Source organism: Janthinobacterium sp. PLB04, assembly GCF_021165895.1.
Taxonomy (GTDB): domain Bacteria; phylum Pseudomonadota; class Gammaproteobacteria; order Burkholderiales; family Burkholderiaceae_D; genus Janthinobacterium; species Janthinobacterium lividum.
Window position 1 is genome coordinate 725,124 of record NZ_CP088968.1, and the last position, 13,212, is coordinate 738,335.

Below are 13,212 nucleotides of genomic sequence, written 5' to 3' on the forward strand. Positions count from 1 at the left end.
CTGCCCGGGGCGGTGCGAGGATGGCGTGTCGTCCTGGTTGTTCTTCCATCTGATAAAACGGAGATGAAATATGATCAAGAAAACGATGGCTTTCCTGTTTGCGCTGGGCTTGAGCGCCTCGTATGCATTTGCTGCTGGCGATGTCACGCAGTGCTACAGCGAGTGCGGGCAAAAAGTGGCCAATTGCCGGGCGCACCTCGGTGGCAGCCCCATCTGCGAGGACTTGTACGGGCATTGCCTGAGCAACTGCCAGCAGTAAGCTTCCCGGGCATCGCGCCCGGGATGGCGAAGGGCAGGGCGCGCACGCCGTGGCGCGCCCTGTGTGTTTCTGGCATCGCCCGCCAGGGCGCATGCCGCCGTGCTTTGCGCCCGTCAAATTGCCTTGCGGCAGCGTTTTTCCGGCGCACCGACAACTCCCGCAAGGGCGCCGCGCAACACTTTGACATACCTCGTGTTAACTTGTTGCGTCAAGGGTTTTTGTGCTATATACTAGCCGGCTTCGGTATGGATTCGTCTTTTTTGAGTCCTACGTTACTTTGTAGTTAAACAAGCCCCGCCCAATCGCAGGTGGGAATGGAGAAAAAATGAGCCTAGGCCTTCTCGGTCGCAAGGTTGGTATGATGCGCATTTTCACGGATGAAGGGGATTCGATCCCGGTCACCGTGTTGGACGTATCGAACAACCGTGTTGCGCAAATCAAAACCCCTGAAACAGATGGTTACTCCGCTGTTCAGGTCGCATTCGGTCAACGTCGCGCTTCCCGCGTGACCAAAGCTGTTGCTGGTCATCACGCTAAAGCTGGCGTTGAAGCCGGTACTCTGTTGAAAGAGTTCCGTGTCGATGCTGCTAAAGCCGCTGAACTGAAAGCTGGCGATGTTGTCGCTGCTTCCCTGTTCGAAGTCGGTCAAAAGATCGACGTGCAAGGCGTTACCATTGGTAAAGGCTATGCAGGCGTTATCAAACGTTACCACTTCGCTTCTGGCCGTGCAACGCACGGTAACTCGCGTTCGCACAACGTTCCAGGTTCCATCGGTATGGCACAAGATCCAGGTCGCGTTTTCCCTGGTAAGCGCATGACCGGTCATCTGGGTGACGTTAACCGTACGATCCAGAACCTCGTGATCGCCCGTATCGATGCCGACCGTCAGCTGTTGCTGGTCAAAGGCGCGATTCCAGGTGCGAAAAATGGCCAGGTAGTTGTCTCGCCAGCCATCAAAACCAAAGCCAAGAAGGGAGCTTAAACGATGGAACTCAAGCTTCTGAATGCGCAAGGTCAAGCCGCCTCGAACGTTGCTGCAGCCGATACGATTTTCGGCCGTGACTACAATGAAGCGCTGATCCACCAAGTCGTCATCGCTTATCAAGCGAATGCACGTAGTGGTAACCGCAAGCAAAAAGACCGTGAAGAAGTTCACCACACGACGAAAAAGCCATGGCGCCAAAAAGGTACCGGCCGCGCTCGTGCTGGTATGTCGTCGTCGCCACTGTGGCGCGGCGGTGGTCGGATTTTCCCGAACTCGCCTGACGAAAACTTCACCCACAAAGTGAACAAAAAAATGTATCGCGCAGGTATCTGCTCGATCCTGTCGCAGCTGGCTCGCGAAGAGCGCCTGATCGTCATCGACGATCTGACGATCGACGCGCCAAAAACCAAGCTGTTGTCGCAAAAATTGAACGGCCTGGGCTTTGATTCGGTTCTGATCATCACCGACGTTCTGAACGAAAACCTGGAACTGGCATCGCGCAACCTGCCTAACGTACTCGTCGTTGAGCCACGTCACGCAGACCCGATGTCCCTGGTGTTCTACAAGAAGATCCTGGTCACCAAAGCTGCATTGGCCAAGATTGAGGAGATGCTGGCATGAGCGCGATTTTGAAACATAGCGAAGAACGCTTGATGAAGGTGCTGTTGGCGCCCGTGATTTCCGAAAAGGCCACCATGGTCGCGGAAAAGAACGAGCAAATTGTATTCCGCGTACTGCCGGATGCAACCAAGCCTGAAATCAAGGCAGCGGTCGAACTGCTGTTCAAGGTTGAAGTTCTGTCCGTGCAAACTGCAAACCGCGAAGGTAAGCAAAAACGCACCGGCAAGTTCAACGGTCGTCGTAACCATACCAAGCGTGCTTTCGTGTGCCTGAAGCCTGGCCAGGAAATCAACTTCTCCGAGGAGGCTGCATAATGGCACTCGTTAAGATGAAACCAACCTCGCCAGGCCGTCGCGGCATGGTGAAGGTGGTGAATGCCGACCTGTACAAAGGTCGTCCGTTCGCTGCCCTGGTTGAAAAGAAATCCAAGACCGCTGGTCGTAACAACAACGGTCACATCACCACCCGTCATATCGGTGGTGGTCATAAGCAACACTACCGCTTGATCGACTTCAAGCGCACCAAAGATGGTATTCCAGCGAAAGTGGAACGTATCGAATACGATCCAAACCGCACCGCGAATATCGCTCTGTTGTGCTACGCCGACGGCGAACGTCACTACATCATCGCAACCAAAGGCATGGCCGTTGGCGACAGCGTGATGAACGGTTCGGAAGCACCGATCAAATCGGGTAACTGCTTGCCAATCCGTAACATCCCAGTCGGTACCGTGATGCATTGCGTCGAAATGCTGCCAGGTAAAGGTGCCCAAATGGCACGTACCGCTGGCGCTGGCGTTGTGCTGATGGCACGTGAAGGTACCTACGCTCAAGTGCGTCTGCGCTCGGGTGAAGTACGTCGCGTGCACATCGAGTGCCGTGCAACGGTAGGTGAAGTCGGCAATGCCGAGCACAGCCTGCGTAAAATCGGTAAAGCTGGTGCGATGCGCTGGCGCGGTGTTCGTCCTACCGTTCGCGGTGTGGTCATGAACCCGGTCGATCACCCGCACGGTGGTGGTGAAGGTAAAACAGCAGCTGGTCGTCATCCAGTTTCGCCTTGGGGCCAACAGACTAAGGGTAAGAAAACACGCAGCAACAAGCGTACTACTTCCATGATCGTCTCGCGCCGCGGCAAGAAATAAGGGGTAGCACATGACACGTTCATTGAAAAAAGGGCCGTTCTGTGACGCCCACCTGGTGAAAAAAGTTGAAGCCGCGCAAGCAGCCAAAGACAAAAAGCCAATCAAAACCTGGTCGCGTCGTTCGACAATCATGCCTGACTTTATCGGCCTGACGATCGCGGTTCATAACGGCAAGCTGCACGTGCCGGTTTATGTTTCCGAAAACATGGTTGGTCACAAGCTCGGCGAATTCGCACTGACCCGTACGTTCAAGGGCCATGCAGCTGACAAAAAGGCTAAGAAATAATGGAAACTAAAGCTATCCTCAAAGGTGTGCGCCTGTCGGACCAAAAGGGCCGCCTGGTTGCTGACCTGATCCGTGGCAAGAAAGTTGACGCTGCACTCAACATCTTGCAATTCAGCCCGAAAAAAGGTGCTGCGATCATCAAACGCGTTCTGGAATCCGCTATTGCGAATGCCGAGCACAATGATGGCGCGGACATCGACGAATTGTTCGTGAAAACGATCTACGTCGAAAAGGGCCCGGTCCTGAAGCGCTTCACCGCGCGTGCAAAAGGCCGTGGCGACCGTATTTCGAAACAATCCTGTCACGTTTACGTGACTGTCGGTAACTAAGGAGCCACGATGGGTCAGAAAATTCATCCAACCGGTTTCCGTCTGGCGGTCACCCGTAACTGGGCTTCGCGCTGGTATGCAGGCAACGGTAATTTCGCTGCCATGCTGAACGAAGACTTGAAAGCACGTGCTTACCTGAAAAAGAAACTGAAGAACGCTTCCGTTGGCCGCATCGTTATCGAGCGCCCAGCCAAGAACGCGCGCTTCACGATCTACAGCTCGCGTCCAGGCGTGGTCATTGGTAAAAAAGGCGAAGACATCGAAGTACTGAAGTCGGCGCTGACCAAGATCATGGGCGTACCTGTTCACGTGAACATCGAAGAAATTCGCAAGCCAGAAATCGACTCGCAACTGATCGCCGATTCGATCGCTCAGCAGCTGGAAAAACGGATCATGTTCCGCCGCGCCATGAAGCGTGCAATGCAAAATGCAATGCGCCTGGGTGCTCTCGGTATCAAGATCATGTCGTCCGGCCGTCTGAACGGTATCGAAATCGCGCGTAAAGAGTGGTACCGCGAAGGCCGCGTGCCTCTGCATACCCTGCGCGCCGATATCGACTACGGTACCAGCGAAGCGTCGACCACCTACGGCATCATCGGTGTCAAGGTGTGGGTATACAAAGGTGACCGCGCGCCTAACGGCGATGCACCAGTCATCGATACCCCAGCTGACGAGAAGAAAAGCCGCGGCCCACGCCGTGACGATGGCAAGCCAGCTGGCCGTCCACGTCCAGCCGGTGCCGGTGCGAAACCATCCACAGCACCAGGTGCACGTGTGCGTACCGCCGCTAAACCGGCCGCCGCAGCAGCACCAGCTGAGAAAGCAGGAGAATAATCATGCTGCAACCAGCACGCAGAAAGTATCGTAAAGAGCAGAAAGGCCGTAATACCGGTATTTCGCACAGCCGCGGCACCGCCGTGTCGTTTGGCGAATTCGGTCTGAAGGCAGTTGCGCGCGGTCGTATCACTGCGCGTCAAATTGAAGCGGCGCGTCGTGCAATGACGCGTCACATCAAGCGCGGTGGCCGTATCTGGATCCGTATTTTCCCGGACAAACCGATTTCGAACAAACCGGCTGAAGTCCGTATGGGTAACGGTAAAGGTAATCCTGAGTACTACGTCGCTGAAATTCAGCCAGGCAAAGTACTGTATGAAATGGATGGCGTTGATGAAGCGCTGGCACGGGAAGCATTCCGTCTTGCCGCCGCTAAACTGCCACTGGCGACGACGTTTGTCATCCGCCAAGTCGGCCAATAATTGGAGTTGTATATGAAAGCATCTGAACTCCGCGGCAAGGACCAGCCAGCTCTGCAAAAAGAGCTGAATGACCTGTTGAAGGCACAGTTCGGCCTGCGCATGCAAATCGCTACGCAGCAGCTGAGCAACACTTCGCAGCTCAAGAAGGTACGCCGCGATATCGCGCGTGTGAAGACGGTAATGAATCTGAAGGAAGCCAAATGAACGAACCAGTGAAACAGTCGCTCAAGCGCACGCTGATCGGTAAAGTGGTTTCGGACAAGATGGACAAGACCGTTACCGTTCTGATCGAGCGCCACGTAAAACATCCTTTGTATGGCAAGATCATCATGCGCTCGAACAAGTATCACGCGCATGACGAGACCAACCAAGTCAAGGCCGGTGATACGGTCGAGATCCAGGAAGGTCGCCCGATCTCCAAAACGAAGGCATGGACGGTGACACGTGTGGTTCAAGCCGCACCAACCGTTTAAATAAAAACCACCGTTTCGGCTGTTGGTTTTAATTAGTACTTGCAGGCCCGCAAATTGTATGTAATACTTGCGGGCTTCGTTCATGTAACGCCGCAAAGTGTCTGGCCACAGACAGTAGCATTCGCGGTCAGTTGATGTATGAAGGTCATGCACCCAAACAGTGAAGCCCAGCAGGGCGGCTCTGGCGGGACCAAGACTGACCGTGGGTCTACATTGTGTGGATTCTTCGGCTTAAGTTGGGAAAGAGAATACTATGATTCAAACTGAAAGCCGGCTCGAAGTGGCTGACAATACCGGTGCCAAAGAAGTAATGTGCATCAAGGTATTGGGCGGCTCCAAGCGCCGTTATGCTGGCATTGGCGATGTGATCAAGGTAACCGTTAAGGTTGCTGCGCCACGTGGCCGTGTCAAAAAAGGTGAAATTTATAACGCCGTGGTTGTGCGCACCGCTAAAGGTGTTCGCCGCCAAGACGGTTCCCTGGTGAAGTTCGACGGCAATGCCGCCGTTCTGTTGAACGCCAAGCTGGAACCGATCGGTACCCGTATTTTTGGACCTGTCACGCGCGAACTGCGCACTGAGAAGTTCATGAAAATCGTGTCCCTGGCACCGGAAGTCCTGTAAGGAGTCGTAATGGATAAGATTCGTAAAAACGACGAAGTCATCGTTCTGACCGGGAAAGACAAGGGCAAACGTGGTGTGGTACAGCAGCGTATCGATGCTGAACATATCGTGGTTGACGGCATTAACATCGCTAAAAAAGCGACTAAGCCAAACCCGATGACTGGCGTAACTGGTGGTATCGTCGATAAGACCATGCCAATTCACGTGTCCAACGTTGCATTGTTTAATGCAGCGACTGGCAAGGCAGATCGCGTGGGTTTCAAAGAAGTGGACGGCAAGAAAGTTCGCATCTTTAAATCCTCCGGCGAAGTAGTGAAGGCTTAAGAAATCATGGCACGTCTCCAAGAATTCTATAAAGAAAAAGTCGTTGCCGACCTGACCAGCAAGTTTGGTTACAAGTCGGTAATGGAAGTTCCACGCCTGACCAAGATCACCCTGAACATGGGTGTTGGTGAGGCTATCGCGGATAAAAAAGTTCTCGAGCACGCAGTTGCTGACTTGACCAAGATCGCCGGCCAGAAGCCAGTGACCACCAAGTCCCGCAAAGCGATCGCAGGCTTCAAAATCCGTGAAGGTTACCCGATCGGTACGATGGTCACCCTGCGCGGCGCTCGCATGTACGAGTTCCTGGATCGCTTCATTACCGTGGCTCTGCCGCGCGTACGCGATTTCCGTGGTGTGAACGGCCGTGCATTTGATGGTCGTGGCAACTACAACATCGGTGTCAAGGAACAGATCATTTTCCCTGAAATCGAATACGACAAGATTGACGCGTTGCGCGGTATGAATATCAGCATCACGACAACCGCTAAGACCGATGACGAAGCCAAAGCTTTGCTCGCCGCCTTTAAATTCCCTTTCAGGAACTGATCATGGCCAAACTGTCACTGATTAATCGTGAGATCAAGCGTGCTGACCTGGTGGCGAAATTCGCCCCTAAGCGCGAAGCTCTCAAGGCCATCGTCGATGACCAATCGAAATCGGAAGAAGAGCGCTACGAAGCTCGCCTGAAATTGCAGGCGCTGCCACGTAACTCGAACCCGACGCGTCAACGTAACCGTTGCGCCATCACTGGTCGTCCGCGCGGCACATTCCGTAAATTCGGTCTGGGTCGTATCAAGCTCCGTGAATTCGCCATGCGTGGTGAAATTCCGGGTATGACAAAAGCAAGCTGGTAATAGGAGAATATGCAATGAGTATGAGCGATCCTATCGCCGATATGCTGACCCGCATTCGCAATGCACAAGGCGTGCAAAAGACGACCGTGGCCATGCCATCGTCGAAAGTCAAAATTGCGATTGCCAGCGTCCTGAAGGACGAGGGTTACATTGAAGATTTCGCTGTTGCCGAAGCTGGTGGCAAAGCGGAACTGAAAATCGGTTTGAAGTATTATGTTGGCCGTCCCGTTATTGAGCGCTTGGAGCGCGTGTCCCGTCCGGGTCTGCGCGTCTACAAGGGTAAAGACGAGATCCCTGTTGTGATGAATGGCTTGGGTGTGGCGATCGTGTCGACTCCGCAAGGCGTCATGACTGACCGCAAAGCACGCGCTACCGGTGTCGGCGGCGAAGTTATTTGCTACGTGGCTTAAGGAGTTACACATGTCTCGAGTAGCTAAAATGCCTATCGTAGTGCCAGCTGGCGCCGAAGTCGCCATCTCCGCACAAGCGATCACCGTAAAAGGCCCGCTGGGCGTACTTTCCCAGGCCCTCACCGGCCAGGTTAAAGTGGAAAACAATGCAGGAACCCTGAGTTTCGACGTGGCGAACGACAGCCGCGAAGCCAATGCCATGTCCGGCACGCTGCGCGCACTGGTCAACAACATGGTTGTTGGCGTCACCAAGGGTTTCGAGAAAAAGCTGAACCTGGTAGGCGTGGGTTACAAGGCGCAAGCTCAAGGCGACAAGTTGAATCTGTCCCTGGGTTTCTCGCACCCTGTAGTGCATGACATGCCAGCCGGCGTTACCTGCGCAACACCAACCCCGACCGAGATCCTGATTAAAGGTATCGACCGTCAACAGGTTGGCCAGGTGGCCGCTGAAGTTCGTGCTTACCGCGCTCCTGAGCCTTATAAAGGCAAGGGCGTTCGCTATGCGGACGAAGTGGTTAAGCTTAAAGAAACCAAGAAGAAGTAATTAGGGGCTGACGATGGATAAGAAAGAATCACGGCTTCGCCGCGGACGCCAAACCCGCATCAAGATTGCGGAATTGAAAGTAAATCGCTTGTCGGTGCATCGCACCAACCTGCACATTTACGCCAACCTGATCAGCCCGGACGCTAAAGTCCTGGTTTCGGCCTCGACGGCTGAAGCGGAAGTTCGCGCTGAACTGGCAGGCCAATCCGGCAAAGGCGGCAATGCCGCTGCTGCAGCCTTGATCGGCAAGCGCGTCGCTGAAAAAGCGTTGAAAGCAGGGATTACCGAAGTTGCGTTTGACCGCTCCGGTTTCCGTTACCACGGCCGTGTGAAAGCGTTGGCAGAAGCCGCACGCGAAGCCGGTCTGAAGTTCTAAGGATCAATCATGGCAAAAATGCAAGCAAAAATGCAAAGCGACAAGCCGGATGATGGCATGCGCGAAAAAATGATCGCGATCAACCGCGTGACCAAAGTGGTCAAGGGTGGTCGTATCATGGGTTTCGCCGCGCTGACCGTAGTTGGTGATGGCGATGGCCGCGTCGGCATGGGCAAGGGCAAATCGAAAGAAGTGCCAGTTGGCGTGCAGAAGGCAATGGAAGAAGCCCGTCGCAACCTGATCAAAGTACCGCTCAAAAACGGTACCTTGCATCACACGGTTGTTGGTCGTCACGGCGCCTCCAAGGTCCTGATGAACCCAGCTAAGCCTGGTACTGGCGTTATCGCTGGTGGCGCAATGCGCGCTATCTTCGAAGTGATGGGCGTGACGGACGTGGTGGCGAAATCCACCGGTTCGAACAACCCATACAACCTGGTACGCGCTACGCTGGACGGCCTGTCGAAAATGAGCACTGCTTCCGATATCGCTGCCAAACGCGGCAAGTCGGTCGAAGACATTCTGGCTTAAGGTGGACAAAATGACAAACACAGTCAAAGTGCAATTGGTCAAGGGCTTGATCGGTACGCGCGAATCGCATCGCGCTACCGTGCGCGGTCTGGGTCTGCGTCGTGTAAATTCGGTTTCCGAATTGCAAGACACCCCATCCGTACGCGGCATGATCAATAAAGTATCGTATCTCGTTAAAGTTGTCGGGTAAGCCTTCGGGCTTACACGAACGGAGCAAATCATGGAATTGAATACTATTGCACCAGCCGAAGGCGCTAAGCACTACAAGCGTCGCGTCGGTCGCGGTATCGGCTCCGGCCTGGGTAAAACCTCGGGTCGTGGTCACAAAGGTCAGAAATCGCGTTCGGGCGGCTTTCATAAAGTCGGTTTCGAAGGCGGTCAGATGCCTCTGCAACGCCGTCTGCCTAAGCGCGGTTTCAAATCGATGCACGCAACCTTCAAAGCTGAAGTGCGCCTGTCCGATCTGAACAACCTGGCTGTTGGCGATGTCGACATTCTGGTCTTGAAGCAAGCTGGCGTTCTGGGCGTGTTGGCCCGTGACGTGCGCGTGATCTTGTCCGGCGAAATCACCAAAGCGGTGAATTTGAAGGGCTTGAAAGTGTCCGCTGGCGCGAAAGCAGCCATCGAAGCAGCCGGCGGCTCGGTAGCCTGAGTTGACCGCTAACAGCTTGATCGGAGCGAAAATTGGCGACTAATCCACAACTTGCTAAAAGTGCAGCGGCCGGTTTCCCTTGGGGACGGCTCTGGTTTTTGCTTGGCGCATTGGTGGTTTATCGTATCGGTGCTCACGTCCCGGTTCCCGGGATTGACCCGACACAATTAGCCTCGCTGTTCAAGGAGCACGAAGGCGGCGTCCTGGGCATGTTCAACATGTTCTCGGGCGGTGCCTTGTCTCGCTTTACAGTGTTTGCGCTGGGTATCATGCCTTATATCTCGGCCTCGATCATCATGCAATTGCTGTCGATCGTGTCACCGCAGATGGAAGCGTTGAAAAAAGAAGGCGAAGCAGGTCGTCGCAAGATCACCCAGTACACCCGGTATTTCACGGTTGCCCTGGCACTGTTCCAAGCGTTAGGCATTGCAGTCGCACTGGAGTCGCAAGCTGGTCTGGTGTTGGAACCTGGTCTTGCATTCCGCTTCGTGACGGTCGTCACTTTGTTGACCGGAACAATGTTTTTGATGTGGTTGGGTGAGCAAATTACCGAGCGTGGCTTGGGGAATGGCATCTCGATCATCATTTTTGCCGGGATTGCAGCAGGTCTGCCGTCGGCGTTGGGTGGCTTGTTCACTCAGGTGTCGAATGGTTCGATCGGCAGCTTCAGCGCGATTTTCATCGTGATCCTGGTAGCGCTGGTAACGTACTTCGTTGTATTCGTTGAACGTGGTCAGCGCAAAATATTGGTCAATTACGCGAAGCGCCAGGTAGGCAACAAGATTTATGGCGGTCAAACCAGCCATTTGCCGTTGAAGCTGAACATGGCCGGCGTGATCCCGCCGATCTTTGCTTCTTCGATCATCTTGTTTCCGGCCACTATCGTGGACTGGTTTTCAAAGGGCGCCGACAACGCTAACCCTGCGGTGCGGTTCTTGAAAGATTTGGCAGCATCGATGGGGCCTGGTGAGCCTATCCATGCGCTGTTGTACGCAGTGGCGATCGTGTTTTTCTGTTTCTTCTATACAGCGCTGGTCTTTAACAGCAAGGAAACAGCGGACAACTTGAAGAAAAGCGGTGCGTTCATTCCCGGGATCCGTCCAGGCGAGCAGACAGCCCGTTACATCGACAAGATCCTGACACGCTTGACACTTGCCGGCGCAGTCTACATCACCCTGGTGTGTTTATTGCCGGAATTTATGCAAGCCCAGTGGAAAGTACCATTCTATTTCGGCGGTACTTCTTTATTGATTATTGTAGTTGTCACCATGGATTTCATGGCGCAAGTACAGAACTACGTGATGTCGCAGCAATATGATTCGCTGCTGCGCAAAGCAAATTTCAAGGGCGGAATTCCGACGCGTTAAGCGCGGTAAACATACCGAATGGCAAAAGACGACGTCATACAGATGCAGGGCGAGATTCTTGAGAATCTCCCAAATGCAACATTTCGAGTGAAGCTGGAGAACGGACACGTGGTGCTCGGGCATATTTCAGGTAAAATGCGGATGAACTATATTCGCATTCTCCCTGGAGACAAGGTGACGGTGGAGTTAACGCCGTACGACCTGAGCCGAGCCCGCATTGTGTTCCGTACCAAGTAACACACTGAATCAAACCAAAGAAGCGAAAGAAAGAGCCCAAAAATGAAAGTTCTCGCATCAGTCAAGCGGATCTGCCGCAACTGCAAGATCATCAAGCGCAAAGGCGTAGTCCGCGTTATCTGCGTGGAACCACGTCACAAGCAGCGTCAAGGTTAATCGAGGAATAACAAATGGCACGTATTGCAGGGGTTAATATCCCAAATCATCAGCATACCGTTATCGGCCTGACGGCCATCTACGGTGTGGGCCGTCCACGCGCAGAGAAAATCTGTGCATCGACCGGTGTAGCAACCAACAAAAAGATCAAAGATCTGGATGACAGCGAACTGGAAAAGCTGCGCGATGAAGTAGGTAAATTCATCGTCGAAGGCGATCTGCGTCGTGAACTGTCCATGAACATCAAGCGTTTGATGGATCTGGGTTGCTACCGCGGCATGCGTCATCGTAAGGGTCTGCCTTGCCGTGGCCAGCGTACGCGTACGAACGCACGTACCCGCAAGGGTCCGCGTAAAGCCGCTCAATCGCTGAAAAAATAATCCGCTAGGGAATAATTATGGCTAAGTCGCAAAATAACGCCGCATCAGCACGCGTGCGTAAAAAAGTTAAAAAGAACGTCGCTGAAGGCATCGCACATGTCCACGCTTCGTTCAATAACACCATCATTACCATCACCGATCGTCAAGGCAATGCCTTGTCGTGGGCTACCTCCGGCGGTGCAGGCTTCAAGGGTTCGCGTAAATCGACCCCGTTCGCAGCGCAGGTCGCCGCGGAAGCCGCTGGTAAAGTGGCTGTTGAGTGTGGCGTGAAGAACCTGGAAGTACGTATCAAGGGCCCAGGTCCTGGTCGTGAATCCGCCGTTCGCGCGCTGAACAACCTGGGCATCAAGATCACCGAGATCCAGGACGTGACGCCGGTACCGCACAACGGTTGCCGTCCACCGAAACGTCGTCGTATCTAAGATAGTGTTGCAGAGGGCGCTTCGGCGCCAGCTGCTTTGCTGTCTGTTGTAACTCAGTACAGTTGTGTGAAAACGCTGGAGCAGGGAGCCGGAAACGGTTATACTGCCCGGCTGTTCTTGCCTGTCAAATTCTGTTTGACGGGTTTTTCGTTTTCAGCCACCGTCTGATTGAAACCAAATCAGACTAGCGCCTAACCGCATCAGTGTGTTTGATCATGCATGTGGCTGGGGCGTTATCATTTAAAAAAAGGAAGTATCGTGGCACGTTATATCGGACCTAAAGCAAAACTTTCCCGCCGTGAAGGTACAGACCTGTTCCTGAAGAGCGCACGTCGCTCGCTGGACAGCAAGTGCAAACTGGACGTCAAGCCAGGCCAACACGGTGTCAAATCCGGCGCCCGCACCTCGGACTACGGTAACCAACTGCGCGAAAAGCAAAAAGTCAAGCGCATGTACGGCGTGCTGGAACGTCAATTCCGCCGCTACTTCGCTGAAGCAGACCGTCGTAAAGGCAACACCGGCGAAACGCTGTTGAAGTTGCTGGAAACGCGTCTGGACAACGTTTGCTACCGCATGGGCTTTGGCTCGACCCGCGCTGAAGCGCGTCAATTGGTCAGCCACAAAGCGTTCACCGTGAACGGTATCGTTGTGAACATCGCTTCGTACGCAGTCAAAGTTGGCGACATCGTTGCTGTTCGTGAAAAATCGAAAAAGCAAGTGCGTATCGTTGAAGCACTGTCGCTGGCTGAACAAGTTGGTATGCCTAGCTGGGTTTCGGTTGATGCCAAGAAAATGGAAGGTACTTTCAAGTCCCTGCCAGAGCGTAACGAAATCGCTAACGACGTCAACGAATCGCTGATCGTCGAGCTGTACTCGCGTTAATAGCAGTTAGCACCATCACCGCCCACTCGTTTTCTTTCGGGTGGGCGTTTTACTAATGCCATCAGCCTTATCGGTGTAATGAGCCGAGGGTATTGAAAAGGACATTTC

27 protein-coding genes are annotated in these 13,212 nt (G+C 53.7%); all 27 read left to right on the plus strand.

Annotation, left to right across the window (positions count from 1 at the left end; genetic code table 11):
* The first annotated feature begins 70 nt into the window (after positions 1–70).
* The 27 genes from LSO07_RS03035 to rpsD all read left to right on the plus strand — a co-directional run bounded on the left by LSO07_RS03035 (position 71) and on the right by rpsD (position 13,104).
* The gene (locus LSO07_RS03035; protein WP_034778275.1) at positions 71–259 is read left to right on the plus strand and encodes a hypothetical protein; all 189 of its coding nucleotides are present in this window, start codon (positions 71–73) and stop codon (positions 257–259) included.
* A 325-nt stretch (positions 260–584) separates the two neighbouring features.
* On the plus strand, positions 585–1,241 hold the full coding sequence (rplC, locus tag LSO07_RS03040; RefSeq protein ID WP_010394393.1) for a 50S ribosomal protein L3: 657 nt from the start codon (positions 585–587) through the stop codon (positions 1,239–1,241).
* 3 nt (positions 1,242–1,244) lie between these two features.
* Positions 1,245–1,865: a 50S ribosomal protein L4 gene (rplD, locus tag LSO07_RS03045; protein WP_034753197.1), complete on the plus strand. Its 621-nt coding sequence runs from the start codon at positions 1,245–1,247 to the stop codon at positions 1,863–1,865.
* Positions 1,862–2,179, plus strand: a complete 318-nt coding sequence (gene rplW / locus LSO07_RS03050; RefSeq protein ID WP_010394398.1) for a 50S ribosomal protein L23 — start codon at positions 1,862–1,864, stop codon at positions 2,177–2,179. The genes rplD and rplW overlap by 4 nt, the downstream gene beginning before the upstream one ends.
* Entirely contained in the window at positions 2,179–3,006 is an 828-nt protein-coding gene (gene rplB, locus LSO07_RS03055) for a 50S ribosomal protein L2 (protein WP_034753198.1), read from the plus strand. The genes rplW and rplB overlap by 1 nt, the downstream gene beginning before the upstream one ends.
* Positions 3,007–3,016: 10 nt before the next feature.
* Entirely contained in the window at positions 3,017–3,292 is a 276-nt protein-coding gene (rpsS, locus tag LSO07_RS03060) for a 30S ribosomal protein S19 (protein WP_008444295.1), read from the plus strand.
* Complete coding sequence (gene rplV / locus LSO07_RS03065) at positions 3,289–3,621, plus strand: 50S ribosomal protein L22 (RefSeq protein WP_170840583.1); 333 nt, start codon at positions 3,289–3,291, stop codon at positions 3,619–3,621. Before rpsS ends, rplV begins: the two co-directional genes overlap by 4 nt.
* A gap of 9 nt (positions 3,622–3,630) precedes the next feature.
* Positions 3,631–4,455 carry a 30S ribosomal protein S3 gene (gene rpsC, locus LSO07_RS03070; RefSeq protein WP_034753199.1) on the plus strand — a complete coding sequence of 275 codons (825 nt, stop codon included), beginning with the start codon at positions 3,631–3,633 and terminating at the stop codon, positions 4,453–4,455.
* A gap of 2 nt (positions 4,456–4,457) precedes the next feature.
* Entirely contained in the window at positions 4,458–4,877 is a 420-nt protein-coding gene (gene rplP / locus LSO07_RS03075; RefSeq protein ID WP_034753201.1) for a 50S ribosomal protein L16, read from the plus strand.
* Between the two features lie 12 nt (positions 4,878–4,889).
* Positions 4,890–5,081 (plus strand): 50S ribosomal protein L29, encoded by a 192-nt coding sequence (gene rpmC, locus LSO07_RS03080; protein WP_010394412.1) that lies wholly within the window; start codon positions 4,890–4,892, stop codon positions 5,079–5,081.
* Positions 5,078–5,350, plus strand: a complete 273-nt coding sequence (rpsQ, locus tag LSO07_RS03085) for a 30S ribosomal protein S17 (RefSeq protein WP_010394415.1) — start codon at positions 5,078–5,080, stop codon at positions 5,348–5,350. Before rpmC ends, rpsQ begins: the two co-directional genes overlap by 4 nt.
* 253 nt (positions 5,351–5,603) lie before the next feature.
* Positions 5,604–5,972 carry a 50S ribosomal protein L14 gene (rplN, locus tag LSO07_RS03090; RefSeq protein WP_008444317.1) on the plus strand — a complete coding sequence of 123 codons (369 nt, stop codon included), beginning with the start codon at positions 5,604–5,606 and terminating at the stop codon, positions 5,970–5,972.
* Positions 5,973–5,981: 9 nt separating this feature from the next.
* On the plus strand, positions 5,982–6,296 hold the full coding sequence (rplX, locus tag LSO07_RS03095) for a 50S ribosomal protein L24 (protein ID WP_034753204.1): 315 nt from the start codon (positions 5,982–5,984) through the stop codon (positions 6,294–6,296).
* Between the two features lie 6 nt (positions 6,297–6,302).
* Positions 6,303–6,842 carry a 50S ribosomal protein L5 gene (gene rplE / locus LSO07_RS03100; protein ID WP_010394421.1) on the plus strand — a complete coding sequence of 180 codons (540 nt, stop codon included), beginning with the start codon at positions 6,303–6,305 and terminating at the stop codon, positions 6,840–6,842.
* A gap of 2 nt (positions 6,843–6,844) precedes the next feature.
* Positions 6,845–7,150: a 30S ribosomal protein S14 gene (gene rpsN, locus LSO07_RS03105; protein ID WP_010394423.1), complete on the plus strand. Its 306-nt coding sequence runs from the start codon at positions 6,845–6,847 to the stop codon at positions 7,148–7,150.
* 14 nt (positions 7,151–7,164) lie between these two features.
* Positions 7,165–7,560, plus strand: a complete 396-nt coding sequence (rpsH, locus tag LSO07_RS03110) for a 30S ribosomal protein S8 (protein ID WP_034753208.1) — start codon at positions 7,165–7,167, stop codon at positions 7,558–7,560.
* Between the two features lie 10 nt (positions 7,561–7,570).
* Complete coding sequence (rplF, locus tag LSO07_RS03115) at positions 7,571–8,104, plus strand: 50S ribosomal protein L6 (protein WP_034778281.1); 534 nt, start codon at positions 7,571–7,573, stop codon at positions 8,102–8,104.
* Positions 8,105–8,117: 13 nt separating this feature from the next.
* Entirely contained in the window at positions 8,118–8,480 is a 363-nt protein-coding gene (gene rplR, locus LSO07_RS03120; protein ID WP_010394431.1) for a 50S ribosomal protein L18, read from the plus strand.
* 9 nt (positions 8,481–8,489) lie between these two features.
* A complete protein-coding gene (rpsE, locus tag LSO07_RS03125; protein WP_010394433.1) occupies positions 8,490–9,008 on the plus strand; it encodes a 30S ribosomal protein S5 in 519 nt (172 codons plus the stop codon).
* Between the two features lie 10 nt (positions 9,009–9,018).
* Entirely contained in the window at positions 9,019–9,198 is a 180-nt protein-coding gene (rpmD, locus tag LSO07_RS03130) for a 50S ribosomal protein L30 (RefSeq protein ID WP_010394435.1), read from the plus strand.
* 30 nt (positions 9,199–9,228) lie between these two features.
* On the plus strand, positions 9,229–9,660 hold the full coding sequence (rplO, locus tag LSO07_RS03135) for a 50S ribosomal protein L15 (RefSeq protein WP_034753211.1): 432 nt from the start codon (positions 9,229–9,231) through the stop codon (positions 9,658–9,660).
* 32 nt (positions 9,661–9,692) lie between these two features.
* A complete protein-coding gene (gene secY, locus LSO07_RS03140; protein ID WP_010394438.1) occupies positions 9,693–11,027 on the plus strand; it encodes a preprotein translocase subunit SecY in 1,335 nt (444 codons plus the stop codon).
* A gap of 18 nt (positions 11,028–11,045) precedes the next feature.
* Entirely contained in the window at positions 11,046–11,264 is a 219-nt protein-coding gene (gene infA / locus LSO07_RS03145) for a translation initiation factor IF-1 (RefSeq protein WP_005663428.1), read from the plus strand.
* A 42-nt stretch (positions 11,265–11,306) separates the two neighbouring features.
* The gene (gene rpmJ, locus LSO07_RS03150) at positions 11,307–11,420 is read left to right on the plus strand and encodes a 50S ribosomal protein L36 (protein WP_010394471.1); all 114 of its coding nucleotides are present in this window, start codon (positions 11,307–11,309) and stop codon (positions 11,418–11,420) included.
* A 14-nt stretch (positions 11,421–11,434) separates the two neighbouring features.
* Positions 11,435–11,800, plus strand: a complete 366-nt coding sequence (rpsM, locus tag LSO07_RS03155) for a 30S ribosomal protein S13 (RefSeq protein WP_046681666.1) — start codon at positions 11,435–11,437, stop codon at positions 11,798–11,800.
* Positions 11,801–11,817: 17 nt separating this feature from the next.
* On the plus strand, positions 11,818–12,222 hold the full coding sequence (gene rpsK, locus LSO07_RS03160) for a 30S ribosomal protein S11 (protein WP_010394475.1): 405 nt from the start codon (positions 11,818–11,820) through the stop codon (positions 12,220–12,222).
* 258 nt (positions 12,223–12,480) lie between these two features.
* Positions 12,481–13,104 (plus strand): 30S ribosomal protein S4, encoded by a 624-nt coding sequence (gene rpsD / locus LSO07_RS03165; RefSeq protein WP_010394478.1) that lies wholly within the window; start codon positions 12,481–12,483, stop codon positions 13,102–13,104.
* The last annotated feature ends 108 nt before the right edge of the window (positions 13,105–13,212 follow it).

Bases quoted from the DNA above. Each gene is read 5' to 3' on its own strand.
- rplB (WP_034753198.1), top strand. From the start codon at position 2,179: ATGGCACTCGTTAAGATGAAACCAACCTCGCCAGGCCGTCGCGGCATG.
- rpsC (WP_034753199.1), top strand. From the start codon at position 3,631: ATGGGTCAGAAAATTCATCCAACCGGTTTCCGTCTGGCGGTCACCCGT.
- rplW (WP_010394398.1), top strand. From the start codon at position 1,862: ATGAGCGCGATTTTGAAACATAGCGAAGAACGCTTGATGAAGGTGCTG.
- rpsM (WP_046681666.1), top strand. From the start codon at position 11,435: ATGGCACGTATTGCAGGGGTTAATATCCCAAATCATCAGCATACCGTT.
- rplN (WP_008444317.1), top strand. From the start codon at position 5,604: ATGATTCAAACTGAAAGCCGGCTCGAAGTGGCTGACAATACCGGTGCC.
- rplX (WP_034753204.1), top strand. From the start codon at position 5,982: ATGGATAAGATTCGTAAAAACGACGAAGTCATCGTTCTGACCGGGAAA.
- rplF (WP_034778281.1), top strand. From the start codon at position 7,571: ATGTCTCGAGTAGCTAAAATGCCTATCGTAGTGCCAGCTGGCGCCGAA.
- infA (WP_005663428.1), top strand. From the start codon at position 11,046: ATGGCAAAAGACGACGTCATACAGATGCAGGGCGAGATTCTTGAGAAT.
- rplD (WP_034753197.1), top strand. From the start codon at position 1,245: ATGGAACTCAAGCTTCTGAATGCGCAAGGTCAAGCCGCCTCGAACGTT.
- rpsH (WP_034753208.1), top strand. From the start codon at position 7,165: ATGAGTATGAGCGATCCTATCGCCGATATGCTGACCCGCATTCGCAAT.
- rpmC (WP_010394412.1), top strand. From the start codon at position 4,890: ATGAAAGCATCTGAACTCCGCGGCAAGGACCAGCCAGCTCTGCAAAAA.
- rpmJ (WP_010394471.1), top strand. From the start codon at position 11,307: ATGAAAGTTCTCGCATCAGTCAAGCGGATCTGCCGCAACTGCAAGATC.
- LSO07_RS03035 (WP_034778275.1), top strand. From the start codon at position 71: ATGATCAAGAAAACGATGGCTTTCCTGTTTGCGCTGGGCTTGAGCGCC.
- rpmD (WP_010394435.1), top strand. From the start codon at position 9,019: ATGACAAACACAGTCAAAGTGCAATTGGTCAAGGGCTTGATCGGTACG.
- rpsE (WP_010394433.1), top strand. From the start codon at position 8,490: ATGGCAAAAATGCAAGCAAAAATGCAAAGCGACAAGCCGGATGATGGC.
- rpsN (WP_010394423.1), top strand. From the start codon at position 6,845: ATGGCCAAACTGTCACTGATTAATCGTGAGATCAAGCGTGCTGACCTG.
- rpsQ (WP_010394415.1), top strand. From the start codon at position 5,078: ATGAACGAACCAGTGAAACAGTCGCTCAAGCGCACGCTGATCGGTAAA.
- rplC (WP_010394393.1), top strand. From the start codon at position 585: ATGAGCCTAGGCCTTCTCGGTCGCAAGGTTGGTATGATGCGCATTTTC.
- rplR (WP_010394431.1), top strand. From the start codon at position 8,118: ATGGATAAGAAAGAATCACGGCTTCGCCGCGGACGCCAAACCCGCATC.
- rpsS (WP_008444295.1), top strand. From the start codon at position 3,017: ATGACACGTTCATTGAAAAAAGGGCCGTTCTGTGACGCCCACCTGGTG.
- rplO (WP_034753211.1), top strand. From the start codon at position 9,229: ATGGAATTGAATACTATTGCACCAGCCGAAGGCGCTAAGCACTACAAG.
- rplE (WP_010394421.1), top strand. From the start codon at position 6,303: ATGGCACGTCTCCAAGAATTCTATAAAGAAAAAGTCGTTGCCGACCTG.
- rpsK (WP_010394475.1), top strand. From the start codon at position 11,818: ATGGCTAAGTCGCAAAATAACGCCGCATCAGCACGCGTGCGTAAAAAA.
- rplP (WP_034753201.1), top strand. From the start codon at position 4,458: ATGCTGCAACCAGCACGCAGAAAGTATCGTAAAGAGCAGAAAGGCCGT.